The 17,050-nt window shown below is 52.6% G+C and carries 16 protein-coding genes; 4 read left to right on the top strand and 12 right to left on the bottom strand.

The features are described from left to right. Window positions 1-470: 470 nt before the first annotated feature. Entirely contained in the window at window positions 471-1,460 is a 990-nt protein-coding gene (locus AB1500_03660; GenBank protein MEW6182259.1) for a VanW family protein, read from the top strand. Window positions 1,461-1,508: 48 nt separating this feature from the next. Here AB1500_03660 and AB1500_03655 read toward each other — a convergent pair whose 3' ends face one another. From AB1500_03655 to AB1500_03625, 7 genes are all read right to left on the bottom strand, one after another. After that, a complete protein-coding gene (locus AB1500_03655; protein MEW6182258.1) occupies window positions 1,509-2,984 on the bottom strand; it encodes an aminotransferase class I/II-fold pyridoxal phosphate-dependent enzyme in 1,476 nt (491 codons plus the stop codon). 73 nt (window positions 2,985-3,057) lie between these two features. Next, window positions 3,058-3,492, bottom strand: a complete 435-nt coding sequence (locus AB1500_03650) for an EamA family transporter (protein ID MEW6182257.1) — start codon at window positions 3,490-3,492, stop codon at window positions 3,058-3,060. Window positions 3,493-3,757: 265 nt separating this feature from the next. Beyond that, window positions 3,758-4,600 carry an aminotransferase class IV gene (locus AB1500_03645; GenBank protein ID MEW6182256.1) on the bottom strand — a complete coding sequence of 281 codons (843 nt, stop codon included), beginning with the start codon at window positions 4,598-4,600 and terminating at the stop codon, window positions 3,758-3,760. Next, window positions 4,584-6,026: an aminodeoxychorismate synthase component I gene (pabB, locus tag AB1500_03640; GenBank protein MEW6182255.1), complete on the bottom strand. Its 1,443-nt coding sequence runs from the start codon at window positions 6,024-6,026 to the stop codon at window positions 4,584-4,586. The genes AB1500_03645 and pabB overlap by 17 nt, the downstream gene beginning before the upstream one ends. Before the next feature lie 127 nt (window positions 6,027-6,153). Continuing rightward, window positions 6,154-6,735 carry a spore protease YyaC gene (gene yyaC, locus AB1500_03635; protein MEW6182254.1) on the bottom strand — a complete coding sequence of 194 codons (582 nt, stop codon included), beginning with the start codon at window positions 6,733-6,735 and terminating at the stop codon, window positions 6,154-6,156. Window positions 6,736-6,965: 230 nt separating this feature from the next. Continuing rightward, window positions 6,966-9,095, bottom strand: a complete 2,130-nt coding sequence (locus AB1500_03630; GenBank protein ID MEW6182253.1) for a tetratricopeptide repeat protein — start codon at window positions 9,093-9,095, stop codon at window positions 6,966-6,968. A 233-nt stretch (window positions 9,096-9,328) separates the two neighbouring features. Continuing rightward, window positions 9,329-10,018, bottom strand: coding sequence for a lytic transglycosylase domain-containing protein (locus tag AB1500_03625; protein ID MEW6182252.1), 690 nt, complete (start codon window positions 10,016-10,018; stop codon window positions 9,329-9,331). Window positions 10,019-10,306: 288 nt separating this feature from the next. Between AB1500_03625 and AB1500_03620 the strand changes: the two genes are divergently transcribed. Next, window positions 10,307-10,582: a hypothetical protein gene (locus AB1500_03620; protein MEW6182251.1), complete on the top strand. Its 276-nt coding sequence runs from the start codon at window positions 10,307-10,309 to the stop codon at window positions 10,580-10,582. Window positions 10,583-10,660: 78 nt separating this feature from the next. Then, window positions 10,661-11,101, top strand: coding sequence for an Hsp20/alpha crystallin family protein (locus tag AB1500_03615; protein MEW6182250.1), 441 nt, complete (start codon window positions 10,661-10,663; stop codon window positions 11,099-11,101). A gap of 96 nt (window positions 11,102-11,197) precedes the next feature. On the opposite strand, the gene AB1500_03610 is transcribed toward AB1500_03615, so the two are convergent. The 5 genes from AB1500_03610 to AB1500_03590 form a co-directional block, all read right to left on the bottom strand. Then, a complete protein-coding gene (locus AB1500_03610; protein ID MEW6182249.1) occupies window positions 11,198-11,371 on the bottom strand; it encodes a hypothetical protein in 174 nt (57 codons plus the stop codon). A 3-nt stretch (window positions 11,372-11,374) separates the two neighbouring features. Then, window positions 11,375-13,036 carry a ribonuclease J gene (locus AB1500_03605; protein MEW6182248.1) on the bottom strand — a complete coding sequence of 554 codons (1,662 nt, stop codon included), beginning with the start codon at window positions 13,034-13,036 and terminating at the stop codon, window positions 11,375-11,377. Between the two features lie 100 nt (window positions 13,037-13,136). Continuing rightward, the gene (speB, locus tag AB1500_03600; GenBank protein ID MEW6182247.1) at window positions 13,137-13,997 is read right to left on the bottom strand and encodes an agmatinase; all 861 of its coding nucleotides are present in this window, start codon (window positions 13,995-13,997) and stop codon (window positions 13,137-13,139) included. 12 nt (window positions 13,998-14,009) lie between these two features. Beyond that, window positions 14,010-14,843 (bottom strand): polyamine aminopropyltransferase, encoded by an 834-nt coding sequence (speE, locus tag AB1500_03595; GenBank protein MEW6182246.1) that lies wholly within the window; start codon window positions 14,841-14,843, stop codon window positions 14,010-14,012. Between the two features lie 27 nt (window positions 14,844-14,870). Next, window positions 14,871-15,329, bottom strand: a complete 459-nt coding sequence (locus AB1500_03590; protein MEW6182245.1) for an arginine decarboxylase, pyruvoyl-dependent — start codon at window positions 15,327-15,329, stop codon at window positions 14,871-14,873. Between the two features lie 174 nt (window positions 15,330-15,503). Between AB1500_03590 and AB1500_03585 the strand changes: the two genes are divergently transcribed. Then, entirely contained in the window at window positions 15,504-17,015 is a 1,512-nt protein-coding gene (locus AB1500_03585) for an ABC transporter substrate-binding protein (protein MEW6182244.1), read from the top strand. Window positions 17,016-17,050: the final 35 nt, after the last annotated feature.

Below are 17,050 nucleotides of genomic sequence, written 5' to 3'. Positions count from 1 at the left end.
TCGTCGTGAGGAACTCCCTCGAAAATAGTACTTTTCTTGCCGGGCGCCGCGATCATCTTCGCATAGCTGTGTCAGCTTGGCATTTGAGAGGTGGGAGATGAGAGGTTAGATCTTGTGAGCGAATTCCTTCGAGAATCCACTTCCAACTTCCCACTTCTCACTTCCCAATTGTCCGGCCCTTCCTTGCCAATCTTCCTTGCTCTACTCTCAAGGGTATATATTCCCATCCTTCGTGTCGCCGCTTAACGCGACATGTAGGACTCCCTTCTATTTCGAGTTGAAAAGATTTATACCGTATTCGATTCGTAAAACCCGCCGGAAGGTTTTTTGTGACAACGCATTTCGCCGCTTTTTCCCACGTTTACGTAATGGGCGGCGGCGCATCTTTGACACCGTGAAAGGGAAATTTATATTCGTCGTGTGGATTCTTTAGATACATGCCGGTGCTGAATTGAGAGGAGCATTAAACATTGTTAAAAAAATGGTCCTTGGCAGCTGGTTTAGCCGTCGTTCTGTTGATATCGTTCGCGGCATATGGTGGAAGCAGGCAGTGGAAGCCTTTTTTCTCACACTCCTGGACAGGTGATGGAGAGGCTCGGAAGCATTTTATTAATAACGATCTTTCGAGAAAAGATGCCGCGTCCAAGACGACACCGGCCAGCGTTAAAAGTCCTCCTAACGGACCTGTCGGAGAACCTCTCCCCTGGGCGCGGGACACCAGGGTTAATGAACTAAAAAGGATGTACAATACACCCGTTCTTATCGCCGCCTACCGCGCCAGCCTTCCTGAGCCCATTCTGGCTGAAAGGTTCAACATCAGCCTTGCCGCGGACATGCTCGCCGGGATGATCGTCATGCCGGGAGAGGTGTTTTCCCAGAATAACCGGATAGGACCTTATACCAAGGAACGAGGTTTCAAAGAAGGCCCCATGTATGCCGGCAGCCGGATAATATCATCGGTTGGAGGCGGTGTATGCAAGATAGCCTCGCTTCTTTACAACGTTTCGGTCCTTTCAAATCTTCGGATAATCGAACGTCACCCGCATTCCATGACCGTCCCCTACGTCCCCCCGGGCCAGGACGCAACGGTGTCCTACGGGGTGTTTGATTTTCGCTTTCAGAACACTAACAACGGACCGATTCTTATATGGGCCAAAATGGTCGGGGATACCCTTTACATCGCCTTTTACGGTCAAAAGCACCCTTTACCGGTTACCTGGGAGCATAAAACCCTCAGCCGGTCTCCCTTCTGGACTGAAACCAGACACAATCCTCTTCTGACTCCGGGAACGGTTAAAGTTGTTCTACCCGGCCAGGAAGGGGTGGTTGTTCATTCGTGGTTGATCACCGAAACCGCCGACGGGATTAAATCGAAACAAGATCTCGGAACGGATTTTTATCACCCCTGCCCCAGAGTTATTGAGATCGGACCGAAAAAAGTTCAAAGTTCACAGTTCTAAGTTCTAAGTTTAGGGATCATTCATCATTCCGCATTCATCATTTTTCTTTTAATGATCCCGGAGAACCCGTATGAAATCCAGCTTAGGGTCTTTAGGTCCCTGAAAATGCATTCCCATGCGTCGCGCAACCACAAGGTAATCTATTATCTCAGCGGTTATCTCCTCTCCGGGACAGATTGCGGGAATTCCGGGCGGATAAACCGCCACCGTCTCCGCCGACACCCTGCCTTTTGCATCCTCAAGTAAAACCGGAATTGAAGGCGCGAAAAATGCTTCCCGGGGCGAGACAACCATAGGGGCTTCCGGAGGCTGGCCGGCGTTCGGCGTCATCCTTAGGAGAAGCGGCCCCGTTTCCATAAAATTTCGCTTCAGCACCGGGATGTTCTTCAGGCCGTTTATTAACTGGTCGACATCTTCCGACGTATTCCCCGACGTAATCATGGCAAGGATGTTCAGAGGATCGGACATTTCAACCTGAACCCGGTAATTATCCCGCAGCCATTTTTCGGTCCACAAACCGGTAACCCCAAGGTTTTTCACGGTAACGGTCACCTTGGTAGAGTCGAGCCCCGCCGCTCCTTTGTTTACCGCCCACTTTTGATCAAAAGAAAACAGTCCGGGAATCTCGTTACAACGCCGGCGGAGGTTTTCGGCCGTCGATATCGCTCTTTCGAGCATATCCCGTCCACGCGAAGCCATATCGGCGCGGGCGGCATCCAGAGAGGCCATCAATAAATACGACGGGCTGGTGCTCTGAATAACCCTGAGGCTTTGCTCCAGACGTGCCCGGTCCACTCTACCTCCCTTTACATGAAGCATCGAGGCCTGCGTGAACGAGGTCAAGATCTTATGGGTCCCGTGGACCACGGCATCGGCGCCCTCATGCAACGCCGAATCGGGCAGCAACTCGTTGAACCCGAGATGCGGCCCGTGCGCCTCATCGACGACCAGCGGAATCCCATGCCCGTGAACGATATGGGCGATCTCTGTTATATCGGAAGTAATGCCGTTATAAGTCGGACTTATCAAAAAAACTGCCCGGGCATCAGGATGTTCTTTTAGGGCATCGCGAATGGTCTCCGGTTTTACCGCGAGGGGCAGAAACAGGTCGATGTCATAAACCGGACGGAAGAACACCGGATGGGCGCCGCAAATAATGATCCCGCTCAAAATCGAACGATGCATGTTTCTTGGAACCAGAATCTTTTCGCCGGGGTTGCAGACCGCCATAATCAGCGCCATCACCCCGCAGGAGGAACCGTTTATTAAAAAGTAGGAATTGTCGGCGTTGAACAACTTCGCCGCCAGCTCTTCAGCTTTATGAATGGCGCCGGATGGCTGGTGCAGGTCGTCCATCCCGGGGACGTTCGTCACATCCGCTAAGAAAGCGGACATCCCCAGAAATTCCTTTATTGCCGACCCTGCTCCCCTCCCGCCCTTATGTCCCGGCATATGAAAACGAACGACTTTTTGATTAACGTATTCCCGTACCGCTTCAACAAGCGGCATTTCTTCAGGCATCATATCACCCTTTACCGTTTTAATCTCTGGTACTATCCATTGTTATACGTACCGGAGCATCAAATGGTGAAAGGGTCTACTGTCTACTGAAGGGCTGGAGTCCCACGAGAATCAATCCGCCGACGATTAACACGGCGCCCATTATTTGCAGGCCGGTGGCCCGTTCTCCCAGGAAGGCGTAAGCCGACAGCATCGTCACCAGAGGAGAGCAGGCCATGATAAGTGTTACCTGATTTATATTCCCGCGTTTTAAGGCCATGAAGTACGCCAGATCGCCCAGAAGAGTCGCCAGTAGCGCTTCAATACCAATAAAGATTAAGCTTTTTAACGGAATGGCGTGAAAATATCGTGGCTGCCCGAAAGCGGTCTGCCAACCCAGAATAAGCGTTGCGGCAATTAGAGTGCGTATGCTCAACGCCGTAATGGAATGCATATAAACCAGGCCCAGCTTGCCGAACAGAGGAGCCAGCCCCCAGCAGAGCATTGCGAACAACGCAAGGACCGCGCCCAAGCTACCCGCCTCCCAAGGTAACTATTCAGCCTTTTAGTGTTTCGCTGACCCGGCACTCAAATATGCACCAAGTCTTAGACATAGGCCGTCGTTTTTGAGTGCTGGGCGGCGAGATGCAAGCAGAGCGCGAAAGCCGTGTGCAGCATATCGTCGCGCCGGATGACAAGGGGAATAGTCGCCTCCCAAGTAACCCTATGGGCGGAAGCTTCAGGTTAGAACGATTTCGCCGTCGCCGTCTTCCATCCGTGGCGGTGCGTAAAGATTTCTATGAGCCGACGGCCAGTTCCTTATTAACCAGACTTCGGTAGGCTTCTCGAATCCGGATGGTCAGAGGGCCCGGCCTGCCGTTGCTTATGGGATTTCCCTCAAAAACCACGAGCGGCATTATCTCGATAACGGAGTTGGTCAGGAACGTTTCGCCGCTTAGCCGGAGGTCTTCCAGAGAAAGCGGCTTTTCTTCGAGAGGGATCCCCGATTCGGCGGCGATTTCTCTTACCACCGCCCGTGTGACCCCGGGCAACAGTCCTTCCGAAGAAGGCGGGGTACGGATTACGCCGTCCGACACGCAAAATATGTTGGTCGCCGACCCTTCGGTCAGGCAACCCTTTTCGTTAAGAAACAGGGCCTCGTCAAATCCGTTCCCGCGTGCCCTCTTCCGTTCCAGCAGTCTTCCCGCGTACGAGGTGGTTTTATGCCGCAGGAGAGGGTCCCGCGAACTTACTACCGTCTTTGAAAGACAGGCGCGCCAGCCCAAGTCCGATGGAAGGTCGTCAATCGGAACGGCGGTGAGCACCACGTCGGGGGCGGTTGATGGTGTGTAATCCGCCCCGGGAGTGACGGTCAGACGAACACGCGCCGCAGAAATCCCGTTAATGCTTAAGATACCGTCCAAAACCTCATCCATCCACTCTTTTTCTCCTTTGAACGGGATGCTCATAAAGGCGCAGGTGTCGTTCAAACGTCTCAGGTGGGCTGCGGCGCGAAAGACCTTGCCTTTGTAAGCCCGCATTGTTTCAAAAGCCCCGCAGCCGACCAGAAATCCCAGGTTGTAAACAGAGATCTTTGCTTCGGACGCATTCACATAGCCGCCGTTAACGTATATCTTCAAGCTCCTTCACCTCGCGCAGGTCAATTCCAAGAACCTGTGAAAAGGCCCGCCCCTTGTCCAGTGTTTCCTGATATTCGCCTTCCGGGTCCGAATCGGCGACGATACCGCCTCCGACGTGGAAATGTATATATCCGCCGGTCAGGACCAGTGTCCTGATAACGATGTTAAGATCCATGCGGCCGTTAAAACTCAGATATCCGATCGCCCCGGTGTAGATGCCTCGCGCCACGGGCTCGATTTCGTCTATAATCTCCATCGCGCGCACTTTTGGAGCGCCCGTAATGGATCCTCCCGGAAAAGTGGCCCGCAGGATTCCGGCAATCCCCGTCCCCTGCCTCAATTTAGCCTCCACCGTCGAGGTAAGGTGAAAAACGGTGGGAAACGGCTCCAGCACACAAAACTCAGAAACCCGGACCGAGCCGGTCTGGGCCAGACGACCGAGATCGTTCCTTTCGAGGTCCACTATCATCACGTGCTCGGCGCGGTCTTTACTACTGGCAAGAAGCTCCTCCGCCAGCCGCTTATCCTCCTCCGGGTTCCTGCCGCGCGGCCTCGTGCCTTTAATCGGTCGGGTGTGAATAGTACCCGTTGCCTTGTCGTAATGAATGAAACGCTCCGGTGAGCAGCTTGCCACCGAGAATCCTTCGCCTTCAAGGTAGGCGGCGAACGGAGAAGGATTTGTGCGCAGCAGCTTCTGAAAAAGTGAAAATCCGTCTGCTTTGGAAGGTACGCTGTACCGCTGAGCAATGTTAACCTGATAAACGTCGCCCGCGGCGATGTATTCCTTGACTCTTTTTACCGCGTTTACATACCCCGCATGCGAAAAGGAAGAGAACAACGTCCTCCTGTCGTCGTCAGGCGTATATTCCGGGTTTTCTCCCGGATCCCGGCGTAACGTCGCCAAGATTTCTTCAAAACGCTCCTGTTGACGTCTTTCCCCGGCGGCCCCTTCCTCGGGCATTCCCGTAGAGGTTATCCATATTCTTTTCTCGTAATGGTCGATGCTTACCACAGCGTCGTAGAAACAAAACCACATTTGCGGTAAACGCAAATCGTCTACGACCGACACCGGTACTTTTTCGAAAAACGTCCTTAGTTCGTACGAGAAATAACCTATCCCCCCTGCGGGAAACGGGGTTGGGGCATCCCCGGAAAAGTTATGTGCACCGAGTATGCTCTCTATGGCCTGGAAAGGTTCTTTCGGGATGTCCAGACCTGCGCTGTGAGGTTCAATAAAAAGGCTCCCCGGACGGAAAGAAAGAACCATAAAGGGATCTGTGGCGATAAAAGACCACCTGGCCAGCGGAAATCGTGGATTGAAACACGGTTCGACGCCGCCGCTGGTCAACACGGCAAGACCTTTTGCCGATCTGAAACGGGAGATTACCCGTGCGACAGGTTCTTCAAGAGGGAGCGAGAATGTCAACAAGTCAACGATCCTTTATTTTTTTCTATATTTTAGCCTTGTCTCCGGCAATCGGCAATAGGTGTAAAAACACAACTAAGCCCGTTTCCGCGAGCTCAATCGCGTCTTTCTATATAATGAACAACAACTATGTTACCGAACAAAAGCGCTGGATGAAATGACGGTTCACTACAGGAAGCGGAATAACACGATGGGTTCTTTCTTCGCGGGCGACTTGCAGCAAAGCGCTGGATATTACCGTGGCCTGCCTTACCACGAGGTGAAGTCGGGTGTTTTGAAGACGTTCCTTTTCCATGGGACCGGCAGCGTTAACCACACCGGTGACGTATATGTGCCCGACAGGCGGCAGCGATTTCTTCACTCCCGTACCGGGATGGATGGGGCCGATTCCCACGTTGATTACGCCGATATTCTTCGAGTGACCCAGACACGCGTCTACGGCAATCATAAAGTATCGTTGGTGCCGGTTTTCTATCTCTTCGATTTTTTCGTGAAGGTTCAGTGCGTGGACTGGATCCGCAAGAGTTCCGTAAACGTGAAACGGATTGTCGTATGACTCGGAAACCATTGTTCCTACAAGGGGCCCGAGCGCGTCGCCGGTCAAGCGGTCGGTGCCGACGCACAACAACACCCATGGCCGGTCTGTGGCCCGCCGGCAAAGTCCGATGCGCTTCCGAATAGATGACATGAGGCGTTCCACCGGCTCCATCTGTGAACCCCCGCCGCCGCAATTTAACTAAATTTATGGCAAAGTTATTAAGGTCATACTATTTTTAGTAAGAGGTCGTGTCAAGGGGTTGATTTTGTAACATAATGTCACTTATAGCTGAACTGCAACATGGATTTATATGACGCCGCTCCAAACGTCTCTCGCCGGTAGTTATTCGTCGCTCATAAACAACAGCTCCCGAAATCCCAGTCTTTGCAGTTACGGTATCATTAATTCTCCGCGTCCTTGGTAATGGAAGCGATAAGCCATCTGTCGCCGTCCTTTTTAAAGGTAAGGCGCGTGCCGGAACAAGAACCGGAGTCTATACGTATCGGTCCCTTTTCGAGCTGCGAGGGACCGCCGAAATCGATCAGCCATCCCTGACCAAGGGGTGACTGCACCATCCCGGCGTCCTTGGCTTTTAGTATGAGGTTTTTATCAACCACCAACAGTCCTGCCTCATCCTCTTTCCCGTTTGAAAGAGCCCATACAAAATCGATCAAGGTGCCGTAAGCCGACGGAAGGATTTCCGCTTTCACGCGCCCGTACCCGTTTCCGTCGCGTCTCCAAACGTCGTAAAAATTTCGATGCGGTCCGGCATTGGCTTCGTGGAAAAGGCTGCCCTTCCCGTCGGAGGTCCATATTTCTCCCGAGAGCCCAAGTGTCTCCAGACCTTGCCCCGTAAATTCAATCTTTCCGTGAAATGCGCGCCAGACCGTCCCGATCACGGGGGCGCGCCAGGATATCCGCCATCGGTCATCCTTAAATCGGTACAGATAGTAAGTCGGGATCGGTGAGCCGCTTCCCCCGGCGCAGCTATCGTAAACCACTCCCATTTCCGGCCTTCCATCCTTGTCTACATACACTCGTGCGTCGCTCGTCGCAAACCCGGAATTTATACCGTGCTCCGGGAAGTCCGCGCTGTAAAAGATCTGGGAACGGAATGACTCTTTCCCTTCCGGGCGCTCCGCATCCCGCCGGTATATGAGATGGGCCGATGCGTTTAAATCCTGTTCTTTTCTTATGTCCAGCAACAAAGGTCTCGAACTGTTTGAACTGTTGGCTCCGGGGGCAGGAGAGGCTTCGACGGCTCGAATCACCAGCCCGTGCTGCGAACCCCATCTTTCCAATCCTCCGGTGCCATGATCCGCTATCCCGGAGTTTCCCGCATCCAGATAACGGACAACCTCCTTAACCGACGGATACAGCTCCAGTCTTTGAAGCCTTCTTTCCGGCAGCGGCCAGTCAGGGCGAAGTTCTTTTGCCCGCTTGTACGCCTGTTCCGCTTCTTTGAAACGTTCGAGGGCTTCATATGCTTTTCCCGCGCTGTAATAAGCCCGGACGAGTGTTGCAGTGCCGTTAGCGTCCGCCTTGGCTGTTTCTTGTCCCGAACTCTTTCCCGTAGTGGAGGTGCCGTCCCGTTTGGTTACTTCGGCAAAATAATTCAACGCCTCGGAATAACGTTTTAGAGCCGTCAAGGCTTCACCTTTAAGGACGTTAAACGATTGTTCGGGCGGGTAACCCGCTGACCGCCTTCCCCGATCGATGGACGACAACGCATCTTCCGTCTGTCCTGCCTTTATCTGCGCGTCTGCCAGGTAGTACCAGAGCAAGCGCGTGTTTTTAGTTGTCTTGATCTGGTCCTTATAGTAAGCGACAACGCAGGGGAAATAAGATTGATAAGCGCTTTCCACCGACTGGAATACCGGGGCATACGGCACGGCGCAACTGTAGACCTCCACAATGAATGCGTTACCTGCATCTTTCGCCCAAAGCGCCATCTCCTCGCGTCCGTCCCGGTCGAAGTCGCCGATATCCACGCGATGATACCCGCTTCGCCACAACGGGTACACGTCCACCGCACCCTTTTCGTTAGGGTAAACCTTCAATACCTGAAGCAGTTTGGCCGCCGACGCTCCTTTCGAACCTCCCGCCACGACTTCGGGGACCCCGTCACCGTCCATGTCCCGGCACCGGATATCAGTCAATCTGTAACCGAGTTCCTGCCGCCAGGCCTTTTTATACGCGTTTCCTTCGCGGTACGCGATCATGACACCTGCCGTGCCTGAAGACAGGCCGCCCCCGCCCGCTTCCTCTTCAGAGTTCGCAAGCCGGTAACCCGCCACCAACTCCCGTTTGCCGTCGCCGTCAAGGTCAACCTCCTGCACCGCCGGAGGCCGTTTTACCCCCGGTTCGGTAGCGCCCGGTCGCAGGATCGCTGTTCCGGGGGGGAGCAGTTCCAGGGCATTACGCTCAAGAGCCGTAGGTTTTGCTGTCGAAGCCCCCGGAGGTTCCTGAGAGGTTTTGCAGCCGCCGAGTAACAACGTAAATACGGCCAATATGTATAATACGTTTCGCATGGACAACACTCCGAGCATATTCTCGTATAATTATGATAAACCATTTCAACGGTCTGCGCCTATTCAATACGCCGTGCAGGCAATTATTATTAATCTTACACCCTTAAAAACACAGACGTCCGTTAAAGAGCCCGGCGCCGGCGGTTCCATTAAAGTAACGTTTTAAATATTTCGACGGATTTTCACCAAATGGTGCGTGGAGAGGCCCTTTTCGTGGATTCAAAACTATACCGCTAAGTTTGTTCTTCCTCCTGGGATTCCGAAGCATGGAGAACATACTCCATTAATGCGTAACGCATAACCAGTGCCACGGTGCTTAAATCCTCCGATACTGCGGTGTTATTCGGGTCGTTTAGGGCGCTGAGGGAATATTCCCGGGAATTATCAGGAACGCTGTCAGTGCTGCCCCCAGCCGGCGCAACCGCAACACCCGTACGGTGGTCGCTAAGACCCAGCACGCGGGCCACGTACGCCTGCGTTTCCCTGTAAGGAGGAACGCCTCCGTAACGAGCCACCGCTCCCGGACCAGCGTTATACGCCGCCAGTGCCAGGGTCTCGTTCCCGTCGAACCGGTCCAGAAGTGAACGCAGGTATGCCGCACCGGCAAAGATATTTTCCACCGGGTTGAAAGGATCGCGCACGCCCAACCCCCTTGCAGTGGCGGGCATGAGCTGCATAATCCCCTGCGCTCCCGCCTTCGATACCGCCTTTGGATTGAAATTTGACTCCGCCTGCGCCACCGCCTTCAGCAGTTCAGGACGCAGCCCGAAACGCGACGCTGCCGCCGAGAACACCGATTCCAACCCTCCGCTCCTGTTTGCCGCGGAAACGGTTGTATCGAGAACCGCTCCGAATTCCCCTTTTTTTGATTGAGGTTGATTCTTCGCCTGCGCTCCGTTTTCCGGTTTAAAAAATACCCGCACCGTTTTCCCTCCCGTACCTTAATCAAAATAATGGGTACTGCTGCTTTTACCGGAAAAAGCACCTGCTCATATTATCGCAGATATTATTCTTTACTAAAGTTCATATTTCCTGGTGACAAGGAAAAAACATCCGTTTAAAATTATTGAGTAAGAGTATTTCGCATTCCCCGGAATTTTTACTGCCGAAAGACGTTGGGAGCCTTTCTGCCGATTAATTGTTTTGCAAAACTCTCTTAAGCATCGACATCATGTCTTGCATTCAGAATACTTACAGGAGGTCCGTATCCGTTGAGAAAGAAAATCACCATCAAAGAAGCAGTCGAGCATTTCACCGCCAACCGCGAAAGCATCCCCGTTTTCGCCACTCCCCGGGAAGACTATGCCCTTCAGATAAGGCCCGAAGACCACCTTTACCTTGTAGTGGAGTTAAAATCAAGCGCAATCTTTCTCGCCCGTCTGGGACCGGAACTTATGATACTAAAATCCTTCGGCGATAAGGAACAGAAGGCCGCGCGCGACTATACATACGAAAGGTTGAAAGAAGCCGGACTATTATCTAAATAATGGTATAAGGATCTTGCTTTTAATTGTGAATTGTTGTACAATGTACTCACCCGGAAGATTCTAAGGGAGGTGGTTTTTATGCCGAACATGTTGCCCAAAGATCCCTGGCGTGAACTTCGTGAATTGCGCGAATCGATGGAAAAGGCATTCAACCGGTTACCGAAGCTTTTTGAAAAAGGGCAGATGGACGCGTGGCTCCCGGCGGTAGATGTTCTCGAACAGGAAGACAGTATCGTTGTTAAAGCTGATCTGCCGGGAGTTGAAAAGGAAAACACCACGGTACTGGTCTCGGATCAGGAGATAACCATTCGGGGAACGACAAGTGAGGAAAGGGAAGTCAAAGGGAAAAATTATTATCGAAGTGAACGCTCCTACGGTAGTTTTTCCAGGACGGTTTCGCTTCCTTTACCCGTGGAACGTGAAAGCGCCAAAGCCACTTTCAAGAACGGTGTTCTTGAGGTTGTGATTCCCAAGATGAAAACAGCCGGACGGAACCAGACGGAAATCAAGCCGGAGTGATATTGGGACTACGATAGCCGACTAACATGGGGACCATTCTCAGGTCCCCATTTCTTATAGCACTGTAATATGTCCGTCGTCAGCTCCGCAGAAGTCTTATCTCCGCACCCTGAACACCATTCTCCCCTGCGGTTTGGACCTGCGGTAAGGAATAACCTTCGGTATCCAGCAGAATAGCAAATCAAGCACACCGAGAACGCCGGCTGCAAGCATCAGGCATCCTTGCAGCTTAAGGCGTGCTTTAACCCCGGCTTTTGATTGTGGAACCATCTTTTAAACCTCCATGATTATCGGTAGTATCATAGGCCGTCTTCTTGTCCGATCGTATAGAAAACGTCCCAGTACATCCCTTACCTGTGACTTGATGCTTGCCCATTCGGTGGTTCCTCTGACGGAGCATTTCTCCAGGGCGTTGATCACCTGTTCCCTTGCTTCCTCAAGAAGCTGCTCGGATTCTCTCATGTATACAAACCCCCGGGAAACGATATCCGGTCCTGCAACCACCTGACCGGATTCCTGGCTCAGCCCCAGGACAACTATTAATATTCCGTCCTGCGCCAACTGCTTCCGGTCGCGCAGCACAATATTACCTACGTCACCGACTCCCAGGCCGTCCACGAGAACGCGGCCGGCGGTCACCCTCCCGCTGAAGCGTCCGCTTTTCGGCGTGAACTCCACAATCTGTCCGTTTTCCGTAATGAATATATTCTCCGCCTTGACGCCGATATCCTTCGCCAGTTCAGCGTGCTGTTTCAGCATCCTGTACTCGCCGTGCACGGGTATAAAGAACTTCGGCCGCGTAAGGTTTAACATCAGCTTTAGTTCTTCCTGGCTGGGATGGCCGGAAACGTGAATACCGGAGACCGCTTCGTACAACACCTCGGCGCCCCGTTTGAAAAGCTGGTCTATAACCCGCGCCACCAGTTTTTCGTTTCCGGGTATCGGCACCGCGGAGATAATAACTGTATCTCCCGGTACTATTTCCACAAGTTTATGATCGGCCATTGCCATCCTGGTTAATGCCGACATCGGCTCACCCTGACTGCCGGTGGTGAGTATCACCACTTCCCGGCTGGGCAGCCGGTTGGCTTCTTCAAGCTCCACCATAAGGCCTTGCGGTATTTGTAGATAACCCAGCTTATGCGCTATATTCACGACGTTCACAATACTCCTGCCGGCAACCGCCACCTTCCGCCGGTAGCGCTGCGCTACCAGAATCGCCTGCTGGATCCGGTGGATGTTGGAAGCGAATGTGGCGATGATTATCCGGTTTCGCGAGTGCCGGAAGGTATCGTCAAAGGTCTCGCCGACAACCCTTTCGGACATAGTGTAGCCCGGACGCTCCACGTTTGTGCTGTCCGACAGAAGTACCAGCACCCCTTTTTCACCCAATTGGCCGAACCGGTGAAAATCGATCATTTCGCCGTCAACCGGGGTATGGTCAAACTTAAAATCTCCCGTATGCAGTATCACCCCCACCGGGGTATGAACCGCCACCGCCACCGCGTCCGGGATGCTGTGAGAGACGCGTATGAATTCAACCTTGAAATTGCCGATCTCCACGATATCCCGGGGCTTCACCACACGTAAATCCGCCTGATACCCAGGCAGGTGCTCCTCAAGTTTTCCCTGTAAAAGACCGAGTGTCAAACGTGTTCCGTAAACAGGCACGTCCAACTGGTGCAGCATGTATGGAAGAGCCCCGATGTGGTCTTCATGGCCGTGTGTAAGCACGATTCCCTTAAGGAGTTTCTTGCTTTCAAGCAGGTAGCTCGCATCGGGGATCACCACATCGATGCCCAAAAGTTCATCTTCAGGAAACATCAGTCCGTAATCCACTAAAACGATATCGTCGCGGTACCGGATGGCCATTGAATTCTTTCCGATCTCACCAAGGCCGCCCAGGGGTATTATTTGTACCTTACCTTCGCGCAAAAATTCACCTCCAATCTGTGAGCCTTAATTTTAGTTTTTAACCTAGTAAAACCCTTGCCGCAAGGGTTTCGAAGTCTTTCTTGTCATTTTCGCGTTTTCATTACTCTGCCAGGAGAAGCACCAATTCTCTGACGACTTTCGCAGCCAGTAACGGTGCAAGCCCGCCCGGATCGAAGGCGGGGCTTACTTCAACCAGGTCGAACCCTACCACCTGGAATTCTTCAAACTGATAAACGGAATCCATCAGTTCCCGTGGGCCGATTCCGCCTGGTTCCGGTGTTCCCACCCCCGGAGCGTAAGCCGGATCCACTACGTCCATATCTAACGTTATGTAAACCGGTTTTCCCTTGATTTGCGCAGATATCGCCGCGAGCGGTTCGCTTACTTTGTCAAAATAGAGCCTCGTGTGAGCGCGTGCAAAATCAAGCTCGGGTTTATCCATCGAACGGATGCCGAACTGATAAACGCGTCCCGGGCCTAATAACTCACATACCCTTCGCATGACAGTGGCGTGTGACAATCCGACTCCCAGGTAATCGTCCCGCAGGTCGGCGTGCGCGTCTAAATGGAGCACCACTATATCCCGGTACCTTTGACAAACCGCTTTAATCAGAGGAAGCGTGACAAGGTGTTCTCCGCCGATGAACACCGGAATTTTTTCTTCCGATACAATCTTTGACGCCGCCTGTTCGATCCTTAAAAGTGCGTTATGAACGTCTCCAAAAGGCAGATTTACATCACCGAGGTCACAGAAAGATGCTTCGCGCAGGTCCCGGTCCTGACGTAGGCTGTATTCCTCCAGGCACCTTGAATAATAGCGAATTGCCCGCGGACCCTCACGGGTTCCCGGTCTAAAACATACGGTGGCGTCAAGCCCGGCGCCGACAAGCACAACCCGGGACCCCTCGTAGCCGGCAGTCGCCCCCAAAAAGGCTTCTTCCCGTCCGATTTCCTTAAACATGCCACAAACATTCTACATCTTACTCAGTTTTTCCTTTAAGAACTGCGGCAGAGCAAACGACGCCCTATGTATTTCACGGTTATAATATCGGTACGAAAGCCCCGGTATTTTATCCAAATCCACCGTAAGCGGATCGTACTTCTTTGATCCCATGGTAAAACTCCAGAGCCCACCCGGGTATGAAGGCACCACTGCCAGATAGGTGCGTACTATGGGATATATTCCCTTAAGGTCATTATAGATGCGTTCAATAAAGTCCAGGTTGAAAAGCGGAGACTCTGTCTGGGCGACAAACAGGCCGTCGTCCTTCAGCGCCCCGGCCAACTTTTCGTAAAAGTCCCTGCTGAACAGCCCCACGGCCGGTCCTATGGGATCCGTTGAATCGATGACGGCCACATCGTACTCACCTTTACATTCCGCAACGTGTTTAATCCCGTCGTCAATACGCAGTTCAAGTTTAGGGTCACCGAAGCCGGCGCTCAGTTCGGGCAAATACTCGCGCGACGCCGCCACAACCCGCTCGTCAATCTCCACCATTACCGTTTTTTCCACTTTCGGGTGCCGTACCGTTTCCCGCGCCGTTCCTCCGTCCCCGCCTCCGATGACCAGAACCCTTTTCGGGTCCCGGTGCGTGTTCAAGGGCACATGCGCGATCATCTCGTGATAGATGTATTCGTCCCAAACCGTGGTCTGCACGATTCCGTCAAGCAAAAGAACCCGTCCGAATCCCGGTGTCTCCAACACCGCCAGGTGCTGATAAGACGTTTCCTCAACGTGCAATGTTCTTGTAACCAGGCAGCTCAAACGCAAATTACTGTTTTGGTTTTCCGTATACCAGAGTTCCACCGAAAATACCTCCTTACAATAACGCGGCTAATACCAGAGCGGAACAGCCGCCAAAACGCATCCTATCCTCTCGACGGTATGCTGCACCGCCGCTGTTTTAATCTCCTTGACTTCCATACCTCTTCGGGCGAAAGCCTCTCTGATCATCTCATCAACTCTTGCCCGCGCCGTCTTCTCGTCGCATTTCCCGGAAAACTCCATTATTACACCGAAGCTTTCACTCGAAATCCCCACTCCCACAGCGGCGGCGATCAACTCTCCCGGCGTCTCGCTGGTGATCGATCCGTAAGCCGTAGGAACAAGTGATCCCGGCGGGAGGATCAGGCCGGGATCGTATTTCGTGCCTGGTGGGAGTATACTCGATACCCGGATGATGTTCACGTTGCCTATACGCGCGGCAAGGAGCGCGTTATCAAAGGCGTTTAACCGCGTTATACCCTCGGCTGCGGCAGCGGTTACAAAGTACTTTTTCGGTGTTGGCAGCACAGTCTCCCCTCACTTCTTGCGAACTTTACAACGGTCATAATTATACATAATACACCCGCAGAAATAAACCTTTTTAAACGTCACTTCCAAAATACTCCGCAAATTCGTTAATGGTCAGAGGATTGAACCGCCGTCTTCCAGAATATGTTATCATCTTTCTACTCCGGAGGTTCTATGCGTAAGAGAACATTCTGCCGGCCCATATTTTTTACGTTCCTGTTAATAGCCATAACGGTTAGCGTATTCCCCGGCAGCTTCAGGGACGACGGACATGTCTTAATCGCCGCACCCGGAATAGCCGATCCGTCCTATCCGATTAACGACTCCGTCCCGGAAACAACCGGTTATCTTCCTAACGTCTGCGAGGGGCTCGTCCGCTTTAAGCCGGGAAACTGCGAAGTCATGCCCTGCCTTGCAACCGGTTGGGATCTTTCCCAGGACGGCCGCACCTGGACCTTCACCCTTCGCTCAGGGGTCCGCTTCCACGACGGAACTCCCCTTAACCCCGGTCTGGTTAGGTCCATTTTCTCGGAAAAGATGATCGCAGCAGGTAAATCGCCGAACGCGAATCTTCTTTTTTGTATGATCGAGAAGGTTACCGTTATCGATTCCCGGCACGTTGCCTTTCGCCTTAGATATCCGTATACGCCTTTTCTGCGCAACCTGGCCCTTCCGCAGGGAGCGTTGATCCTTCCCGGCAATCCTCCGTCGGGTACCGGGCCCTATCGAATAGCTTCCAATAAACCGGGGGAAATCATTCTAAAGTCCGTCCCAACTTATTGGGACCGTTTACCGGAGATCCAAAACATACGTATCATTTCAGTTCCGGACGTTTCAAAAAGGCTTCGGATCCTGCACAGTAGGAAAGGGGTTATCGCGCTCGGCATAAGCCCGGTTTCCGCCAACGATCTCGCGCCCGAGCGCATAATCAGATCGACCGCGGCCAGCCTCGGCTATCTTGGATTTTATACTGATAAACGCCCGTTTGACAATCCCGACGCCCGCCGGTTGGTATCTATGGCCATCGACCGTCGTCTGATCTGTCGCACGCTTTTTAACGGTCTGCTTCCGGATGCGGGAGGACCGCTCCCGCCGGTTGTTTTCGGGAACAGCCCGCGGGACGCTATAACGCCGGCGGACAAACAAAAGATATCCGTTCTATTCAACAAACAGGGTCTAACGGGCAGAGAATTCACCCTTCTGTCATACTCCGGAACCAGACCTTACAACCCCGCCGGCGGATCCGCCTTTGCCGAAGAAGTACGGCGCCAGCTCCAATCCGCCGGTCTTAAAGTGGGCATCCGTTGTTATCAATGGGATGATTTAAAGGCAGCCATTTCGCGCGGTGAGGGCGACTTCTTTCTCTACGGATGGGTAAGCGATAACGGCGATCCGGACAATTTTCTTTATTCCCTTCTTGCACGTTCACAAATCAAAAGCGGGTTCAATACAACCCGCTATGACAATCCCGTTCTTGACATCCTTTTGACCCGCGCCCGTCAAATACCCGACTCTGACATGCGAGCAAAGATTTACCGTCAGGTTCAGGAAATTACCGCGAGAGACCTTCCTTTCATCAGCATCAACTACGGCGCACACATCGCCGCCTGCTCTTCCGATTTAAAGGGTTTGTCCCTTTACTCCATAGGGACTTACGACCTCCACAAACTAGTACGTGCAAGATGATGTTAGCATATTATAAAGAATTAATTCCCACTAAT

The sequence above is a fragment of the Bacillota bacterium genome (assembly GCA_040755295.1).
GTDB lineage: Bacteria > Bacillota > Desulfotomaculia > Desulfotomaculales > Ammonificaceae > SURF-55.
Note: the sequence above shows the minus strand (reverse complement) of the source record. Positions and strands in the feature narration are given on the sequence as shown.

Bases quoted from the DNA above. Each gene is read 5' to 3' on its own strand.
- AB1500_03655 (MEW6182258.1), bottom strand. From the start codon at position 2,984: ATGATGCCTGAAGAAATGCCGCTTGTTGAAGCGGTACGGGAATACGTT.
- yyaC (MEW6182254.1), bottom strand. From the start codon at position 6,735: ATGGAGCCGGTGGAACGCCTCATGTCATCTATTCGGAAGCGCATCGGA.
- AB1500_03630 (MEW6182253.1), bottom strand. From the start codon at position 9,095: ATGCGAAACGTATTATACATATTGGCCGTATTTACGTTGTTACTCGGC.
- AB1500_03615 (MEW6182250.1), top strand. From the start codon at position 10,661: ATGCCGAACATGTTGCCCAAAGATCCCTGGCGTGAACTTCGTGAATTG.
- AB1500_03610 (MEW6182249.1), bottom strand. From the start codon at position 11,371: ATGGTTCCACAATCAAAAGCCGGGGTTAAAGCACGCCTTAAGCTGCAA.
- speB (MEW6182247.1), bottom strand. From the start codon at position 13,997: ATGTTTAAGGAAATCGGACGGGAAGAAGCCTTTTTGGGGGCGACTGCC.
- AB1500_03585 (MEW6182244.1), top strand. From the start codon at position 15,504: ATGCGTAAGAGAACATTCTGCCGGCCCATATTTTTTACGTTCCTGTTA.